Here is an 18,886-nt window from a genome sequence, read left to right on the forward strand (position 1 = left end):
GATGGCCAAAAACACTTATAAAGAATTTAGCATATCGTCTTGGGCAATAGACAATAAGATGACGGTGTATGTGATCACCGCGATCATCTTACTCAGCGGTCTGTTTGCCTACTACAGTATGCCGCGTGAAGCATTCCCAGAGATCATAGAAACCAAGATCTATGTGAGCTCTGTAAATCCCGGGAATGCTGCAGAAGACGTAGAAAAATTTATTACCGAGCCGCTCGAAGAAGAATTCAACGACATCGCCGGGATCAAAGAGATCACTTCTACCACGCTTCAGGACTACAGTATTATCATTGTAGAATTTGAAGAGGATATCGATGTGAACGTTGCAAAAACCAAGGTTAAAGATAAAGTTGACTTGGTAAAGGCAGAAACAACCTGGCCTACGCTAGACAACGGTGCCAAGGTAGAACCCAACATTTTTGATCTTAACATTTCTGAAGAGCAGCCTATCTTAAACATCAACCTTACCGGAGATTTTCAGGTACAGCAGTTGAAAGATTATGCCGAGCATCTTCAGGATAAGATCGAATTGCTTCCGCAGATCAAAGAAGCGACCATTCGTGGTGCTGAAGAACAAGAGGTAGAAGTCGCTGTCGACATTTATAAGATGACTGCTTCTAAAGTGAGTTTTGACAACATCATCAACGCGATACGCTCAGAGAACAACACGATCTCTGCAGGTAACGTGATCACCGATGGTTTGCGTAAAAACATCCGAGTTTTAGGAGAAATTCAAGACCCTAAAGAGCTAAATAATATAGTAGTAAAACGCGATGGCGGAAACATTTTTCTTAAAGACATCGCAACAGTACGCTTTAAAGAAAAAGATCCTACCACTTTTGCCCGCGAATACGGTCAACCGGTGGTGATGCTTGACGTTAAAAAACGGGCAGGTAAAAATATGATCGAAGCGGTAGAGTCGATCAAAAAGATCGTTGCCGAAGAAGAAGCCAATTACTATCCAGAGTCGTTACACATCAGCCTTACCAATGACCAGTCGATCAAAACGGCAAATCAGGTAGACGACTTGGTAAATAACATCATATTTGGTGTTATTCTGGTGGTTGTGGTTTTGATGTTCTTCTTAGGATTTAGAAATGCACTATTTGTAGGTTTTGCGATTCCGCTTTCAATGTTTATGTCGCTTACCATTTTATCTAGTTTAGGTTTCACCCTGAATACGATGGTACTTTTTGGTCTTGTAATGGGACTGGGAATGCTGGTAGATAATGGTATCGTGGTGGTTGAAAACGTATACTCCTTGATGGATCAAGGAATGCCGCGCATCAAAGCTGCAAAGCAAGGTCTGGGTGAAATCGCCTGGCCTATTATCGCTTCTACAGCGACCACACTTGCTGCCTTTTTCCCCTTAGGATTGTGGCCGGGAACCATTGGTAAGTTTATGATCTATTTCCCGATCACACTTTCGGTGGTATTGAGTTCGTCTTTATTTGTGGCGCTCATCATCAACTCGATGTTGACCTCACGCTTTATGAAGACCGAAGAGGAAGATATGAGCAAAAAGAGCCTTATACGCAACAGCCTTATCCTCTCAATTATTGGGGTAATAATGCTCATTGTAGGTTTTGTGATAGATTCCGGAGGTTTTAGAGGTATTGGTAACTTGCTGTTATTGCTCGCGATTATGCTTTGGGCCTATAAATATTTCTTAGCAGGAGCCGTGCGTTATTTCCAGTTTGAATCACTTCGAAAATTAGAGAACACCTACGAGCGTTTCTTAAAGTACGCGCTGCGCGGAAAAAAAGCGTATGCCTTTTTCTTCGGGACCGTAATTATGCTGTTCTTATCCTTTGTTCTGGTAGGTATTGCACAGCCTAACGTGCTGTTTTTCCCGGAAAACCAGCCCAATCAGATCATTACTTATATAGAATATCCTGAAGGGACGGCGATCGAAAAAACCAATCAGCTTACTAAGCAAATCGAGCAACGCATCTTTGACGCGATCAAGAAATATGAAGATGCAGACGGATATAACTTTATGGTAGAGAGTGCCATCTCTCAGGTAGGTCAAGGTGCCGGAAACCCACAAACCGATGGTGGCCAGAGTAATGAAATGCCGCATAAAGGAAAGGTCACCTTATCTATGCGCGATTTTAAACTGCGCCGTGGCGTAAAAAGTAGCACCGTACTTTCTGAAGTGCGTGAGGCTGTTAAAGGCTTTCCGGGAGCTTCGGTAATTGTTGAGAAAGATGCTGCCGGTCCTCCGGTAGGTTATCCTATCAATATCGAGATCAGTGGTGAAGATTATGAAGAAATGCTTCTTGCCGCAGAGAATATGCGTACCTATATCGAAGGCTTAGGCATTGGCGGTATTGAAGAACTCAAACTTGACGTCAACAAATCTAAAGCAGAACTTGGTGTTACGGTAAGCCGTGAAAAAGCAGGTCAGTTAGGTATTTCTACTGTAGCTGTTGGGCAGACCTTGAGACGTTCGGTTTATGGTGAAGAAGCTTCTACTTACAAAGAAGGCGATGATGACTATGAGATCAATGTGCGTTTTAATGAAGATTACCGTTATGACGAGAATGCATTATTCAATCAACCGGTAACCTTTAGAAACAATCAAGGTCAGATCATCCAAGTGCCTATTTCGGCTTTGGTAGATAAAAAATCTTCTTCCGCTTTTAGCGCAATAAAACGTAAAGACCTTAAACGGGTAATCACACTGTATTCAAACGTGCTTACCGAGCAAGGTTTTAACGCCACAGAAATTGTAGGGCAATTGAAGAACGAACTTGCAGGCTACGATTTGCCTAGCGGAATTTCATATAGTTTTACCGGTGAACAAGAAGAACAAGCAGACAATATGAGCTTCCTGTTGATGGCATTAGGTATTGCGATGGGTTCTATCCTACTTATTCTGGTAGCACAATTCAACTCGCTTTCTAAGCCGGTGATCATTCTTATGGCGGTAGTCTTAAGTTTGGTAGGTGTGTTCTTAGGTTTGATCATCTTCCAGATGGACTTTGTGATCCTGATGACGATGATGGGTATTATTTCGCTTGCGGGTATTGTGGTAAACAATGCGATCGTTCTTATCGATTACACGCAGATCCTGATCGATCGTAAGAAAGAAGAATTAGGTGTTGAAGACGATGACTATCTTACTAAAGAAGAATACTTTAAACTTACCGTTGCCGGTGGTAAATCGCGCTTAAGACCGGTATTGCTTACGGCGATCACTACGGTTCTTGGTTTGATTCCGTTAGCAGTAGGACTTAATATTGACTTCTTTGGATTGTTTACAGATTATGATCCTGCGATTTACATTGGTGGGGATAACGTGATCTTCTGGGGACCGCTGGCGTGGACGGTGATCTTCGGGTTGGTATTTGCTACCTTCCTTACCTTAGTGATCGTACCGGTGATGTTTTACTTAACCAACCGTGCTAAAGTAAAATTTGCCGATAAACGCAAAGCACGTGAAGAGCAAAAGAAACAAGCTAAACTAGCCGCAGCTTCTGAAACTTCAGAAAGCTAGAAAAGCTTTTCATTTTAATTAGACTTAAAAGCAGAAGGACAACCTTCTGCTTTTTTGTTTTTCTAGGGTTGAATCCCATAAAAACGGAAAGCTTTACGCCTAAGTAAACTACCTCTTGGCAAGCCTCGGAGTATTTAACCCTTTGGCGGTGCCAATAAAATAACCTCAAAACAATAGGTGGTGACTTGCTTTAACTTCTTAAATTTGCACCTCAAATAATCAAGCATGTACAGAACGCATAATAACGGAGCTTTACGCGCCGAACATATAAACGAAACGGTTACTCTTGCCGGCTGGGTTCAAAAATCCAGAGACAAAGGTTTTATGATCTGGGTAGATCTACGCGATCGCTACGGCATCACCCAACTTATTTTTGACGAAGAACGCACCCCTAAAGCGGTGATGGATCTTGCCAAAACTATGGGGCGTGAGTTTGTGATTCAGGTTACCGGAAAGGTAATCGAGCGTGAATCTAAAAACCCAAAAATGCCTACCGGGGATGTAGAGCTTTTGGTTGAAAAATTAGAGATCTTGAACGAGGCCAAAACGCCTCCGTTTACTATTGAAGATGCAACCGATGGCGGTGAAGATCTCCGTATGAAATACCGTTATCTGGACATCAGAAGAAATCCGGTGAAGGAGAAACTCATCTTTAGACATAAAGTGAGTATTGCCGTGCGCAACTATTTATCGGAGCAAGGTTTTATTGAAGTGGAAACGCCCTATTTGATCAAATCTACTCCGGAAGGTGCCCGTGATTTTGTGGTGCCTAGCCGAATGAACGAAGGTCAATTTTACGCGCTTCCACAATCGCCACAAACGTTTAAGCAATTGCTTATGGTGGGCGGTATGGATAAGTATTTTCAGATTGTAAAGTGTTTTAGAGATGAAGATCTACGTGCAGACCGCCAGCCGGAATTCACACAGATCGACTGCGAGATGGCTTTTGTAGAACAAGAAGACATTCTGAACATTTTTGAAGGCTTGACCAAGCATCTTTTAAAAGAAGTGGTAGGTTTTGAGATCGAAAGTTTCCCAAGAATGACCTATGACGAGGCGATGGCAAAATACGGTAACGACAAGCCAGACATTCGCTTTGGGATGGAGTTTGGCGAACTCAACGCAGTAGCGCAGCACAAGGACTTTAAAGTATTCAATAGTGCTGAGTTGGTTGTAGGTATCGCGGTTCCGGGAGGAGCGAGTTATACCCGAAAAGAGATCGATAAGCTTATCGATTGGGTGAAGCGACCACAAGTTGGTGCTTTAGGAATGGTGTATGTAAAATGCAATGAAGATGGAAGTTTTAAATCTTCAGTAGATAAATTTTACGATCAGGAAGATCTTGCTAAATGGGCAGAAGCTACCGGCGCACAACCCGGAGATCTGATCTGTGTACTTTCTGGAGAAACATCAAAAACCCGCGCGCAATTGAGCGCGCTGCGTATGGAATTGGCCACACAATTAGGCTTGCGCAAGTCAGACGAATTTGCGCCGCTTTGGGTAGTTGACTTCCCGCTTTTAGAATGGGATGAAGAAACCGAGCGTTACCACGCGATGCACCACCCGTTTACTTCTCCTAAACCCGGACAAATGGAATTGCTAGACACCAAGCCCGGCGAAGTAAAAGCAAATGCTTACGACCTTGTATTGAACGGAAACGAAATAGGCGGTGGTTCTATACGTATTCACGATAAAGAGATACAATCTAAGATGTTTGATTATCTAGGCTTTACCAAAGAAGAAGCACAGGCACAGTTTGGCTTCCTGATGGATGCGTTTCAATACGGTGCGCCACCACACGGTGGTTTGGCCTTTGGTCTAGACCGTTTGGTAGCGATTTTAGGCGGACAAGAAACGATAAGAGACTTTATTGCATTCCCTAAAAACAATGCCGGCCGTGATGTAATGATCGATGCGCCTGCAACAATTGATGCAGCACAATTAGAAGAATTGAATTTGAAAGTTACTTTATAAGTCTCAGTCTTTATAAATTAAGAAAGCAGCCCGATGTGGCTGTTTTTTTATGGCTCCTACCGAAAGGCTTACTTTTAAGTAGTTTATTCCACAGGTATGAAAACAAAAAAAGGTCCGGACAATGTCCAGACCTTTTTTTATCGCTAATTCAAAATAAACTTATTCAACAGTCCAGCCTGCTTTCCAAGTATCATAATCTGTACCGGTAGCATCACCTTCATTCATAATGAAGTCACTTTCGTCAAATTCGTAACCTGTATCGTTCTTCATTTTTAAAGTAACATCATCAAAGTTTACAGTGTCTACAAATAACAATCCGTCTAAAACACCTTGACCTGTTGGGCTGTCTCCAGAATCACCATCAAGATCAAAACCTTCTTCGTATCCTTGAATAATTACGTTGTTGAACTCCCCTTGAGTACCCGCTCTTAAACGTACAGCTTCAGTACCTTCAGTATTTCCTTGTCCTACGATCAATACGTTGTTAAGGGTTGGAGCAGAGAAATAAACAGGGTTAGAGTTGTTACCTATATCGGTGTTAAATCCGTCAGCTTCAATAGCTTTATCGTGAGACACACCTTGTTTGATGTATACGTTGGTTAAAGTTCCTGAGTATCCTTCTGTCCAGTCTACAGAATCATCCTGAGCATTTACTACAGAAAGGTAACTAGCATTTACAGTACCTCCAAAAAACTCGATACCATCATCTTTACCTTCAAATGCTTGAATGTGATCTACAGTAGTACCATTACCTACACCGTAGAAAGAGAAACCGTTGTTTTCAGATTGTCCATCTGCTGCTCCACCTGAATACTCTACACGTACATAACGAATAACACCTGAGAAGTCAGATACATCGCTACCACCGTAAGGAAGACCACCAATTTCTGAAGTTGAAGTTGCAGAACCTCCGGTTGTAGAGTTGATAGGTGCACGTCCTAATAAGATAAGACCACCCCAGTCTCCAGCTGCAGGAGAAGAAGCTGCAGAAGTAAGTACGATTGGGTTTGTAGAAGTACCCTGAGCATCAATTACCGCATCCTGAGAAATTGCGATGTAAACATTAGCACCACTAGCAGCTCTGATAGTCATACCTGCAGGGATCGTAAGTTTTGTGTTAGGAGCCATTACTAAAGGTCCTGTCAATGTATATGTATTGTTGCTATCTAATACTAAATCACTTGTCATAGTACCTTGTAGATCAATAGCCTCTCCTGTTGGTTCTTCAGGCTCATTGGTTCCACCATTATTAGTCACGCTGTTGTCAACACTGTTATCAGTATTGTTAATTACAATTTCTGCAGTATCATCAGCTTCACAAGAGGCAAATAAAAGTGCCGCCGCAGTCAAGCCAGTAAGTAAATAATTTGTCTTCATTGCATTTAAAGTATTTAATTAATTTTCTATCGTTTTTATTAAAATTTATATTTTACGTTTAATCCTACGTTAATCCCTCTACGGTAGATAGAGGTGGTATAGTCTCCAAAAGAAGTACCTTCACGCACATACTCAATATCTGGATCAAGCAAGTTCTTTGCACTGGCGTTGATCTCCCAGTTATCTCCAAACTCGTTTCTCCAAACAAAGTCAAGCGTACCGTATCCTTTCTCGACTATATTTCCTAATTGACCAGATCCTAAAGCATCGATACGGTCTGCGAAATAAGAATAGATCAAGTTGGCTACAGGTTTATAATTTTCAAAAGAGGTCGGGCTATAGTTGATGTCTGCATTGATCAAGAACGGTGAAGCACCTTGCAACTCATCATCACGATCTAATGTAGAAGAGAACAGCCCGTTTGAACTTCTTAAGTCTTGTTGCGTATGCATATAAGTCCCGTTAATTCCCGCAGAAACTACGGCGTTCTCATCTGCATCGGTTACCAAGTTTTTACGTACTTCTAATTCAACTCCGTAAACATTAGCTTTCTCACCGGTTCTAAAATAACGTCGGGTACCGGTTGCGTCATTTGCGATCACAAGGTTAACAGGGTTTCTGATCTCCTTTGCAAAACCTGCGATCGATAGCAATTCAGATTTACCAAAGAACCACTCGTATTTAAGATCAATGTTATAAACGTCTGAGAATGATGGATCATTTAAAAGGTCTGGGTTACCTCCTACACGCTTGGTTACATCTTCGTAAACAAACGGCGCTACCTCTTTGAATTCTGGGAAAGAAACCGTTTTTGCAAAAGAGAATCTCAAGTTAGAATCGTCATTAAGCGCATAGCGTACGTTTAAACTTGGTAAGTAAAAGTTCTCGTAGCTTTCTGCATAGCCGCTCGCATCCGGAGGAAGGTTAATCACATCATAAGTGATCGACTGGTTAAAAGATTCTACTCTAAACCCGGGAACAAACAACCAGTTCCCTGTGGTGATCTCTGCATTGATGTATCCTGCGTGAATATCAAGATTACCGGTATATCGGTTCTCATCAAGACCTGGATAGTTACGGTTATCAATACCTAGCTCAGGAGCAATCGCTCTAAAAACGAACGTATCATAAACCGTCCCTAGGTTAGGTACATTAAAAATACTATCAAGATTGTTTATATCTTCAACCGGAGTGTTTGGCGCGATAAGGTCATATCCATAACGGATGTTCTTAAAGAAACGCTCCTTAGTTCTTCCGTTGTATCCAAAATTCAATTTGAAATTATCAGAAACGGTGTATTCCAGATTTAAACGGCTGTTAAGCTCTTCATCTTCGATATTCTGAAAATAACGCTGATTGTCAAAGTTGGTGTTGTTATAAAAAGAGGGATTCGTAGAAGGATCGTTATCTAAAGCTAAATTGTAATTCTCTAAAGCAAAACGCTTACGGTCTGGCTGATTAGAAAACACTTTATTATATCCTACACCCCAAGTCAATTCAAACTCCTCATCAAAAGTATGTAAGCCAGACAATTGATTTACAAAGATCATATCCTGATTAAACTGAATGTTCTTAGTAAAAAAGCCGCTGTCTGTATTTAAGATCGCATCACGGTTTCTACCATTACCATCAATACCAAAATTCCCAACCTCATCAGAAGAGCTGTTAAGGAATAAAGAGTTGAAGGTGATCTTATGTCCAGAATTTAAGCTGTAGATCGCGTTAAGCATCGCTGTAGTTGTTGTTGAATATTCAAACTCTTCAACATCGTCGTATACTTGCTTTTCTACCGTAGTAAAATCTGCTGCAGATCCTCTGCGATACTCATAATCGTTAGCAAAAGAAGCCGTAGCAAAAAGGCTTAATCTACCGCCTTCTCCCATTTCAAAAGACTTTCCGCCAGAAATAGATCCGTTTACATTAATAGGTGTTCCTCCATCTACAGGATCTACAGGATGCGATAAGATCACCGCAAACGGGTTGTTGTCATATCTATTATAAAAACCGAAATATCCGGTACCTTCACTACGGGTAAAATCCTGACCGATCGCTCTGGTATTGATACTAGAACCCAATTGAATATCTAAGAAGAATTTCCCCTTATAATCTTTAGAGATCACATCGATATTACTCGCTGCGAAATCTCCGTAAAACTTAGTAGAATAAGCTTTACTTACCGCTACATTCTGAATAATGTCTGAAGGAAAAAGGTCAAGATCCATGTTCTTTTTCTCAATATCATTTGAAGGAAGCGTCAATCCATTATAGGTGGTATTCAAATAACGGTCACCAAGACCACGCACATATACATTACCTGCTCCGCCTGACTGTTTTGAAACTCCAGAAATCTTAGCGATCGCTGCTGCTGCATCACTTACCCCTTTTCGGGCAAGTTCATCTGCTCCAATGCTCTGCTGGATACTTACTGCTTTCTTTTGTTCTAATAATAAGGCTACTTCAGATTCGCGAGAAACGGTAGTTGTGATCACCACCTCATCGAGTGCGGCTGCTGTAGCTCCTAATCCTGCGTTTATCGTGGTTACTTTATCTGCCTCAACAACAACATTGGGGACTTCTACAGTTTCATAACCCACAAAGCTAAAAACCAAGGTATACGTCCCGGCTTCTACATTTGAGATCTCATAAAGACCATCAAAATCTGTAGTCGTTCCTTTGCTCGTATTCTTGATCTGAACCGTTGCAAAAGGTAAAGGTTCATTATTAACTTCTTTATCACTTAACACTCCAACAATACTACCGGTTCCTTGTGCCCAAGTAGCTGCTGAAAATATAATACCTATTAAAAACAGATAAAATTGTCTCATTTGCTTGCATTTATTTTACGCTGCAAATATGTTGCGAAAGAACTGCTAGCCGGTTAATCCAATGTTATGAATTCGTAACCCAAGGGTTACTTCATGGTTACCTTAATGTTAACAGATTTTTGAGTCAGCTGGGTTTCATTAGATTAAAATTTGGCAAAGATGTATCTTGCCAAAAATTGCACGTCATGATGAATTGGGAGCATTTACTATCCTTAAAAAGACAAGGCGATACCGCCAAAAGACTACGTATAGAACAGGACGACACGCGCCTGGGTTTTGAAGTTGATTATGACCGTATTATCTTTTCGGCGCCTTTTAGAAGCTTGCAAGACAAGACCCAAGTCATCCCACTTTCTAAAACCGATTTTGTTCACACGCGCTTAACACACAGTCTCGAAGTCTCAGTTGTGGGACGCTCGTTAGGACGTATGGTGGGCAAAAAACTGTTAGAAAAATACCCGCACCTCGAACAAGTCTATGGTTACAAATTCAATGATTTTGGTGCCATTGTAGCTGCGGCAGCGCTGGCACACGACATTGGGAATCCGCCTTTTGGACACAGCGGCGAGAAAGCCATAGGCGAATTCTTTAAAAACGGCTACGGAAAACGCTATAAAGACAGCCTCACGGCGAAAGAGTATCAAGACCTCATCAAGTTTGAAGGTAATGCCAATGGTTTTAAGGTGCTTTCTCAAAGCAAACCGGGAGCGCAGGGCGGCTTGCGTTTATCCTATGCTACTTTAGGCGCTTTTATGAAGTATCCTAAAGAATCGCTTCCGCACAAACCTTCTGATCATATTGCCGATAAAAAATATGGCTTCTTTCAGTCTGAACGAGCGCTCTTTGAAGATGTCGCTCAAGAACTGGGACTTTTAAAGCGCAGCACTACAGATGATGTAAGTTGGTCAAGGCATCCGCTTGCCTATCTCGTTGAAGCTGCAGACGATATTTGCTACACCATCATCGATTTTGAAGACGGTATAAACCTGGGGCTCATCCCTGAAGAATATGCCTTAGAATATATGGTAAAGCTCGTAGGGCAAACCATAGACCGCAATAAATACAATGCGCTTCAAGAGACTTCAGACCGCGTGAGTTACTTGCGCGCACTGGCGATAGGCACGCTTATTAATGAGAGTGTGGATACTTTTATGAAATACGAAGAAGAGATCCTTGCAGGTACTTTTGACCAATCGCTTATCGACAAAAGCAACTATCAGGCGCAAATAACAGACATCATTAACTTAAGCATTGAACGTATTTACAACAGCCGCGAAGTGATCGAAAAAGAGATCGCCGGCTATGAGATTCTGTCTACCTTATTAGAAGCGCGTTGTCGTGCTTTAGACAATAACGACACGCATTACAATCAATTGATTCAGCAATTGCTAGCGCCCAATGATCATTCTGAAAAGAGCTTGTATGAAAACCTCATCCAGATCTGCGCTGAAGTCTCTACCATGACCGATGGTAAAGCCTTACGTAATTATAAAAAGATTAAAGGCCTCGATGTTAAATAAGCGTTAAGTATGACGCTAATTGTGCTTTCAAGCTTTCAAAATCCAGACCCACCGAAGTCTTCAGTTCTTCGGTGGTTCCTTGTTCGATAAAGCGATCGGGAATTCCCAGAAGTTCGAGTTTGCCTGTGTAGCTTTGACGTATCGCTTCTTCAGCGATTGCGCTACCAAAACCACCGGAAACGACACCATCTTCAAGGGTAATTATTGTAGAATAGTTACTGAAAACTTCTTGCAGCGCTTCAAGATCCAGCGGCTTGACAAAACCAAAATAATACACTGCAATTGCTTCGGGATAAACTTCAGCAAGCTGTAACGCCGTTTCCGTCAAGCTACCGGTTACCAAAACCGCGATTTTATCTCCTTCGGTTAACTTTTCAGCTTTACCGATTTGTAGCTCTTGAAACGAAGTTTTCCAGTCGATCGTAGTACCCCGACCGCGCGGATAGCGAATCGCAATAGGTTGTTCTAAACCAAGTTGTGCGGTATACATAATATTCCGCAGACTTTCCTCATTCCGCGGAGCGAAAAGGATAAGATTAGGAATGCAGCGTAAGTAGGCCAGATCAAAAACCCCGTGGTGCGTGGCCCCATCGGCACCTACCAATCCGGCGCGATCTACACAAAAAATAACCGGAAGCTTTTGCAAAGCCACATCGTGAATCAATTGGTCGTACGCCCGCTGTAAAAAGGTAGAATAGATCGCACAAAAAGCGACTCCGCCTGCGGCTGCGATACCGGCAGCAAGGGTGACGGCGTGCTGCTCGGCGATCCCCACGTCAAAAGCCCGCTCCGGGAACTCCTGCATCATATACTTTAACGAACTCCCGGTAGGCATTGCCGGCGTGATGCCCACGATCTTCTCGTTCTTTTTAGTCAACTCTACTAAAGTCAGCCCAAATACATCCTGATATTTTGGAGGTTGGGGAGTGGTACTTTTAGGATTGAGTTCTCCGGTTGCCGCATCAAACTTCCCCGGTGCGTGATAGAGTACCTGCTCCTTTTCGGCTTGCTTTAGTCCTTTACCTTTGGTGGTGATCACGTGTAAAAACTTAGGGCCTTTGATCTTTTTCAGCGTTTTAATGATCTCCAGAAGCTTGTCGATATCGTGCCCGTCAACCGGACCAAAATACTTAAAGTTTAAGGCCTCAAAAATATTCTCCTGCCGCTGACTCCCGGTCTTTACATTGGTCAGGTAATTTTTCAAGGCGCCCACACTCGGGTCGATTCCTATCGCATTGTCATTCAGGATCACGAGTAAATTGGCATCACTATCACCGGCGTGATTCAAAGCTTCAAAGGCCATCCCGCTTGCAATAGACGCATCGCCGATGACCGCGATATGCTGGCGCCGGGTGTTTCCTTGAATCTTTGCTGCGATCGCCATACCCAAAGCCGCAGAGATCGACGTGCTCGAGTGCCCGGTCCCAAAAGCATCATAAACACTTTCTTCCCGCTTAGGGAATCCGCTCAATCCTCCTAACTGGCGGTTGGTCTCAAAAATGTCCCGTCTTCCGGTAATGATCTTGTGACCATACGCCTGATGTCCCACATCCCAGATGAGTTGATCATCGGGAGTATTGAATGCATAATGCAGGGCCAGCGTGAGTTCTACCACACCCAGGCTTGCTCCCAAATGCCCTTCTTTGGTAGCGACAATAGCAATGATAAAACGGCGCAATTCTGCAGCAAGCGTATTCAGTTCTGCTACCTGAAGTTTACGTAAATCCTGAGGGTCATTAATGGTTTCTAAAAGCGGGTAACTCATAAAACAAAGGTAGCCGAACTTCCAGAAATAATTAGTTGGTCTTTTAAAAATGATACTGCAAAAAACTTTTTATCTTCAAGCTTTAAAACCAACCGCATGGCGCTTATCGAACCTTTTGACGATCACTATTTTATGAAAAAAGCCTTGCAGGAAGCCGAGACTGCTTTTGAGCTCGGTGAGATTCCCGTAGGCGCCGTTGTTACGGTAAACAACAGGATCATCGCACGGGCACATAATTTAACCGAACGTTTACACGATGTGACCGCCCACGCCGAAATGCAAGCCATTACTGCCGCAGCCAATTTTTTAGGCGGAAAATACCTAACCGATTCCACGCTGTATGTTACGCTTGAGCCTTGCCAGATGTGTGCTGGCGCCTTGTATTGGAGCCAAATCAGTCGAATCGTTTTTGGGGCGGCAGATACTACCCGCGGCTATCAAAAAATGGGAACGCAACTGCACCCTAAAACGCAGGTAACTTCAGGCATTATGGAAACTGAAGCTGCTCAATTACTGAAGCGCTTTTTTATCGAGCGCCGCAACCTCAACTAACGCTAAACACTAAACCTTTGAAAAATACCATTGCAGAACGTGTAGCCGACTTTTTAAAACGCTATCCTCCTTTTCAGTTTTTGGCCGCCGACAGCCTATTGCAAATCGCCGCACAGGTTCAAGTGCTTTATTTTGAAAAAGACAAGGCCATCTTTAAAGAAAAAGATACCAACCACAGCATGTTTTATGTGGTTAAAGATGGTGCCGTACGCGTTTTTAGAACGGTAGACAATCAACCCAAGATCGCCGATATCTGTGATGAAGGAGACATTTTTGGTTTACGCCCGCTTATTACGAAGGAAGATTATGAACTTTCAGCTTCTGCCAATGAAGAGTCTATTATTTACGGGATTCCTATCGATCTGTTTTTACCCATCGCATTAGCGCATAAAGAGGTGAGTAATTTTCTTATTGCCAGTTTTGCATCTAATGTAAGCGATCCCTACTCGCTAGAAGAAAGCGGCAAGCTGTTTACCGAATATTCTGTAGAGCGCAACAGTGAGATTTTTGACCTGCAAAAAGCACGGTATTCTAAAAATATACTCACCTGCTCCCCCGATACGACGATCAAGGTGGCTGCAAAAAAGATGAGTCACCGCGATGTAGGTTCTATTGTGGTAACGCACGAAGAAAAACCGGTGGGAATCATTACCAATCGGGATCTGCGTGACCGCATTGCGACAGGTGATTTTGACATTTCAGATTCGGTGGATAAGATTATGAGCAAGCCGGTGAAGTGTTTTCAGAAAGATCCCACGGTGGCGCAAGCCCAACTGATTATGCTGAAAAACGAGGTCAATCACTTGTGCATAACCGAAGACGGTACGCCAGACACCAAGCTTCTCGGACTCATCACTGAGCACGATATTGTGGTTTCGTTTGCAAACAACCCGGTGGTCTTACTGAAAGAAGTAAAACTCGCCAAACGTACTAAACGCCTGCGCGATGTGCGACTTAAGGTTTCGCGATTACTCAAAAAGTATTTAGATCAAAACCTTCCGGTATCTCAGATCCTCAACATTCTTAACGAGATCAACTATGCCATCGCCGTACGCGCTTTGGAGCTTTCGCTCTTAAAAATGGAAACACCGCCGCCGTGTAAATTTGCCTGGCTGGCTTTGGGAAGTCAGGGACGTAAAGAACAATTGTTGTTCACCGATCAAGATAACGCCATTGTTTTTGACAACGTGCCTGAAGAAGAATATGAAGCGACCCAAGCCTATTTTATAAAGCTGGCGCGCATCACCACGCGTGCGATGCATAAAGTAGGTTATGCCTACTGCCCTGCCGATATGATGGCGAGCAATCACCGCTGGTGCCAGTCGCTTTCTGAATGGAAAAAACAATACCACATCTGGATCACCGATCCTTCCCCGGAAACCCAGCTGCTCTCTGCGATCTTCTTTGACTACAGTTATGTTTTTGGCGATACACAATTGGTGACCAAACTTTCAGACAGTATTCTAGACACCTTAGATGCCAACCCGATGTTTTACCGGGTGATGGCCAAAGATGCTATTAGGAGTCCGTCGCCTTTAGGGTTCTTTAGACAGTTTCTTGTAGAAGAAGGTGGTGACCATAAAGATTTCTTTGATATCAAAGCACGGGCTTTAATGCCGCTTATTGACGCAGCCCGGGTACTGAGTCTTAATCATAAGCTGCGCAACATCAACAATACCGCAGGCCGTTTTGAACGCCTTGCCGAACTGGAACAGAACAACAAAGAGATCTATGAGAACTGCTCGTATGCCTTTAAAGCCTTACTGAAATTCAGAACCAAGCAGGGAATTTTACACGATGACTCCGGAAGGTTTATTGAACTGGCAACTTTAAGCAAAGCAGAAAAGCTGAAGCTGAAGCGTTGCTTCAAATCGATTCACGATATTCAAGAATTGCTCACCCTTCGATACAACCTCAAATAGCTATGCACATTCCATTTTTCAGTAAAACGCCTGAGCCGCCAGAATTCTACAAGCAGTATGCTGCGCAATTCGCAAGCAAAAGCCTTCCCGAACTTGAGGAGGCGCGTTTTGTGGTTTTTGATACTGAAACTACAGGAACCAACGCGCGTGAAGATCGTATGCTAAGCATCGGCGCTTTAGAACTTAAGGGAAACAAAATAAGCTTGTCAAGCAGTTTTGAACTTTACGTGAAGCAAGAGGTGTTTAATGAAGAGGCCGTGGCCATTCACGGTATTTTAAGGGAGAACCGCAAGTATAAAAAAGTAAGTGAAGAAGAAGCCGTAAAAGCCTTTTTAGAATTTATAGGAGACGCTATTCTGGTTGGGCATCACGTAGGCTTTGACATTGGTATCATCAATTATGCGCTCAAACGCCTGGGTGCTCCTAAACTGAAAAATAAATTTACAGACACCGGAGTATTGTACAAACGCACGGTACATCTGGTCAATATCACAGATCCCAATAAGGTCTACACGCTGGATGATCTTTGCGAAGAATTGAATATAGCCAAGACCGACCGACATAAAGCCATGGGCGATGCGTATATCACTGCGCTGGCATTTCTAAAGGTTATGTCTAAACTAAAGACCAATAAGAAGTTAAAGCTGAAACAGATCCTGCTCAATTAAAGTTCCCTGCATTCTTCAGCTGATGCGCTAATCGGTCTACATCATCAAAATATTTATAGTCAAACAACTCCGACTCGTTAAGCATTTTAATGATCTTTTTGGTGTACGGAACTTCAGCATCGGTGATCAATTCCTGCAAGTGCGATTCAAAGGTGCTGTAGAGCAACTGCAATAAGCGTGTCTTGATCATCGCATCTTTATAATACTGCATAAACTTCTTGCAACAGGATAAAAACAACTGTGGGTGAGAGATCAAACTATCTACAACCGTGTTGAAATAATCGAGTACTTCAGGTCCGTGCATTGCTGCCACAAAATGCCGCTCGGTAACGATATCGTTTGCGGGTTTAAACAACCAAAGGTTGCTCTTTATGAATTCGGTATAATCTTGCGTACTGCTATAGTACACATCCAGTCCCAGACCGGTACTTATGACAAAAACATCATGTCCGATAGCATTGATCAAGAAACGGTTGAATTGGCGCTCGGCCTGTGGATACAGTACCGGCTTGCGCTTAAAACCAACGTTTCTAAATCGTACCGAATGTAAGTTCTGTACTACTTTAGGGTGTAGCATGCTTTAGAAGGTTTTCTATTTGATCAAGACCTTGCATACGCGCATGGTCTTCGGCTTTTAGATCTCTTGAATCTCTAAGATCAGGATTGGCACCACGCTCCAGCAACAGCTCTACGAGCTCTTTTTGGTTAAAGGTTGCTGCATAGATCAATGCAGTAGCCCCGTTAAAATTCTGCACATTCACATCGGCGCCCTCGTCGATCAACAGCTTAGCTACTTCTACATAACCTTTAAAGCACACGCCCATCAAAGCCGTATTGCCCGAAGCATCTTTTGCATTAAGATCTGCCCCGGCAGCAATGATCGTTTTACTGATTCCCAAATGCCCGTAATAGGTCGCCAGCAATAAAGGCGTAGAACCACGCTGGTCTTTTTCATTAAGCAGTTCGGGGTGCTCTGCCAGTAAACTGGCTACGGTTTGCTCGTCTTCAGAGCGAATGGCATTAAATAGAGATTCTGATTTCATCTAGTTAAAATACTATATTTTTTCAAAAAAAAGCGAGGCAGCCTAAATTTTAATCTGCCTCGCATTATCAATTTTCAATTACTTAAACTTCCTCCGGAAGCACGTTAGAGTTGGGATCAACGCCGGTTTTATTAGCTTCAATAGCATCTTCTACACCTTTTCCATACGCAGGATCTGCCTTGTAAAAATGTGCTAATTGACGCTGTACGATCTCTTCTGAAACACCATCAAGTGCCGTAGCGATCGTTACAAACATACGCTCTTTCTCATCCTGTGGCATCAAACGAAACAGATCTCCCGGTTGCTTATAAATACCGTAAGTATCGTTCTCTTCATAGCGTTTTACGTCACCACTGATGCGCATAGGCGGTTCTTCAACTTCTGGAACTTCAACTGCACCGCCTTTGGAGTTCGGTTCATAATAAGCATCAGGATTACCAAAGTCGTTAGTAAAGAAACGCATCGGCCCGTCTTTGTGATAATGATTCACCATCGCGTTTTTAGGCGCGTTGGCCGGTAATGCTTCATAGTGCGTTCCCAAACGATAGCGGTGTGCATCGGCATAAGAGAAAATACGCGCTTGCAATACCTTGTCTGGTGAAAAACCAATTCCCGGCACTACATTAGATGGAGAGTAGGCTGCATTCTCAATATACTGAAAGTAATTCTCCGGATTCTCGTTCAGCTCTAGTTCGCCGACTTCGATCAACGGATAATCATCATGCGACCATACTTTGGTCAGGTCAAACGGATTGAACGGCAGATTTTCTGCTTCGGCCTCCGGCATCACCTGAATTTTCAATGTCCATTTAGGGTAGTTTCCTTCGTCAATGGCTTTATACAGCTCTTCCTGATATTTTTCCCGAGTTTGCCCGATAATGTCCGCAGCTTCGTCGTTAGTATAATTCTTAATTCCTTGTTGGGTTTTGAAGTGAAATTTCACCCAAAAACGTTCTCCGTCCTTATTCCAAAGACTGAAGGTATGCGATCCATAACCATTCATGTGCATTGGCGTCATTGGGATCCCGCGGTCAGACATCAAGATGGTAACCTGATGTAAACTTTCCGGAGAAAGCGACCAGTAGTCCCACATCGCTTCCGGAGAACGCAGGTTGGTTTTAGGATGACGCTTTTGTGTATGTATAAAGTCGGGGAATTTATACCCATCACGAATAAAGAACACCGGGGTATTGTTTCCTACCATATCCCAGTTTCCATCTTCGGTATAAAATTTTAAAGAGAATCCGCGCACGTCACGCTCGGTATCTGCAGCGCCGCGCTCCCCGGCCACGGTAGAAAAACGAGACAACACCGGTGTTTGCTTGCCTACCTCAGAGAACAATTTGGCACAGGTATATTTGGTGATATCATGCGTTACCGTAAACGTACCTTTGGCGCCCCAACCGTTGGCATGCACCGTACGCTCAGGAACGCGCTCGCGATTTTGATGCGCCAATTTTTCAAATAATTTATAGTCCTGCATTACTACAGGTCCGCGCTCACCGGCCGTTTGCGACTTTTGATTGTTTGCAACCGGAGCTCCGGCTGTGGTGGTCATTTTCTTTTTCTCTGCCATGATATCACTATTTTTTTGGTAATTTTCCTCTCAAAGGTATCTAATGAGAATCCTGATTTTGTTAGAAAAGGATTAAAAGATCGCATCAAAGCATTATCAAAAGCTATTTAACTTTTGTTTACCATAATTTTTAACAATAATATTAACAACCTT

12 protein-coding genes are annotated in these 18,886 nt (G+C 43.0%); 6 read left to right on the forward strand and 6 right to left on the reverse strand.

All coding sequences use genetic code 11. The features are described from left to right. The first annotated feature begins 1 nt into the window (after nucleotide 1). Both MED217_RS16480 and aspS read left to right on the forward strand, forming a co-directional pair. A complete protein-coding gene (locus tag MED217_RS16480; RefSeq protein WP_009781688.1) occupies nucleotides 2-3,511 on the forward strand; it encodes an efflux RND transporter permease subunit in 3,510 nt (1,169 codons plus the stop codon). Between the two features lie 225 nt (nucleotides 3,512-3,736). Further along, entirely contained in the window at nucleotides 3,737-5,485 is a 1,749-nt protein-coding gene (aspS, locus tag MED217_RS16485; protein ID WP_009781689.1) for an aspartate--tRNA ligase, read from the forward strand. Between the two features lie 159 nt (nucleotides 5,486-5,644). On the opposite strand, the gene MED217_RS16490 is transcribed toward aspS, so the two are convergent. Next, nucleotides 5,645-6,862, reverse strand: a complete 1,218-nt coding sequence (locus MED217_RS16490) for a hypothetical protein (protein ID WP_009781690.1) — start codon at nucleotides 6,860-6,862, stop codon at nucleotides 5,645-5,647. Nucleotides 6,863-6,900: 38 nt separating this feature from the next. Continuing rightward, nucleotides 6,901-9,687, reverse strand: coding sequence for a TonB-dependent receptor (locus MED217_RS16495; RefSeq protein WP_009781691.1), 2,787 nt, complete (start codon nucleotides 9,685-9,687; stop codon nucleotides 6,901-6,903). A 188-nt stretch (nucleotides 9,688-9,875) separates the two neighbouring features. On the opposite strand from MED217_RS16495, the gene MED217_RS16500 reads away from it, so the two are divergent. Continuing rightward, a complete protein-coding gene (locus tag MED217_RS16500; RefSeq protein WP_040533779.1) occupies nucleotides 9,876-11,207 on the forward strand; it encodes a deoxyguanosinetriphosphate triphosphohydrolase in 1,332 nt (443 codons plus the stop codon). Here the strand turns inward: MED217_RS16500 and MED217_RS16505 are convergent. Further along, nucleotides 11,200-12,972 (reverse strand): 1-deoxy-D-xylulose-5-phosphate synthase, encoded by a 1,773-nt coding sequence (locus tag MED217_RS16505; RefSeq protein WP_009781693.1) that lies wholly within the window; start codon nucleotides 12,970-12,972, stop codon nucleotides 11,200-11,202. The two genes, MED217_RS16500 and MED217_RS16505, sit on opposite strands and share 8 nt — an antisense overlap. A 96-nt stretch (nucleotides 12,973-13,068) precedes the next feature. Here MED217_RS16505 and MED217_RS16510 point away from each other — a divergent pair, with 96 nt between their 5' ends. Genes MED217_RS16510 through MED217_RS16520 form a run of 3 tightly spaced genes read left to right on the forward strand, consistent with a single transcriptional unit; the run spans nucleotide 13,069 to nucleotide 16,114 of the window. Further along, nucleotides 13,069-13,524 (forward strand): nucleoside deaminase, encoded by a 456-nt coding sequence (locus MED217_RS16510; RefSeq protein WP_009781695.1) that lies wholly within the window; start codon nucleotides 13,069-13,071, stop codon nucleotides 13,522-13,524. Nucleotides 13,525-13,541: 17 nt separating this feature from the next. Continuing rightward, on the forward strand, nucleotides 13,542-15,446 hold the full coding sequence (locus MED217_RS16515; RefSeq protein WP_009781696.1) for a DUF294 nucleotidyltransferase-like domain-containing protein: 1,905 nt from the start codon (nucleotides 13,542-13,544) through the stop codon (nucleotides 15,444-15,446). A gap of 2 nt (nucleotides 15,447-15,448) precedes the next feature. Next, on the forward strand, nucleotides 15,449-16,114 hold the full coding sequence (locus tag MED217_RS16520; protein ID WP_009781697.1) for a 3'-5' exonuclease: 666 nt from the start codon (nucleotides 15,449-15,451) through the stop codon (nucleotides 16,112-16,114). Here the strand turns inward: MED217_RS16520 and MED217_RS16525 are convergent. The 3 genes from MED217_RS16525 to MED217_RS16535 all read right to left on the reverse strand — a co-directional run bounded on the left by MED217_RS16525 (nucleotide 16,107) and on the right by MED217_RS16535 (nucleotide 18,733). Continuing rightward, entirely contained in the window at nucleotides 16,107-16,691 is a 585-nt protein-coding gene (locus MED217_RS16525) for a hypothetical protein (RefSeq protein ID WP_009781698.1), read from the reverse strand. The two genes, MED217_RS16520 and MED217_RS16525, sit on opposite strands and share 8 nt — an antisense overlap. Then, complete coding sequence (locus MED217_RS16530) at nucleotides 16,678-17,157, reverse strand: ankyrin repeat domain-containing protein (RefSeq protein WP_009781699.1); 480 nt, start codon at nucleotides 17,155-17,157, stop codon at nucleotides 16,678-16,680. The genes MED217_RS16525 and MED217_RS16530 overlap by 14 nt, the downstream gene beginning before the upstream one ends. Before the next feature lie 82 nt (nucleotides 17,158-17,239). Next, the gene (locus MED217_RS16535; RefSeq protein WP_009781700.1) at nucleotides 17,240-18,733 is read right to left on the reverse strand and encodes a catalase; all 1,494 of its coding nucleotides are present in this window, start codon (nucleotides 18,731-18,733) and stop codon (nucleotides 17,240-17,242) included. Nucleotides 18,734-18,886: the final 153 nt, after the last annotated feature.

This window comes from Leeuwenhoekiella blandensis MED217, assembly GCF_000152985.1.
Lineage (GTDB): Bacteria > Bacteroidota > Bacteroidia > Flavobacteriales > Flavobacteriaceae > Leeuwenhoekiella > Leeuwenhoekiella blandensis.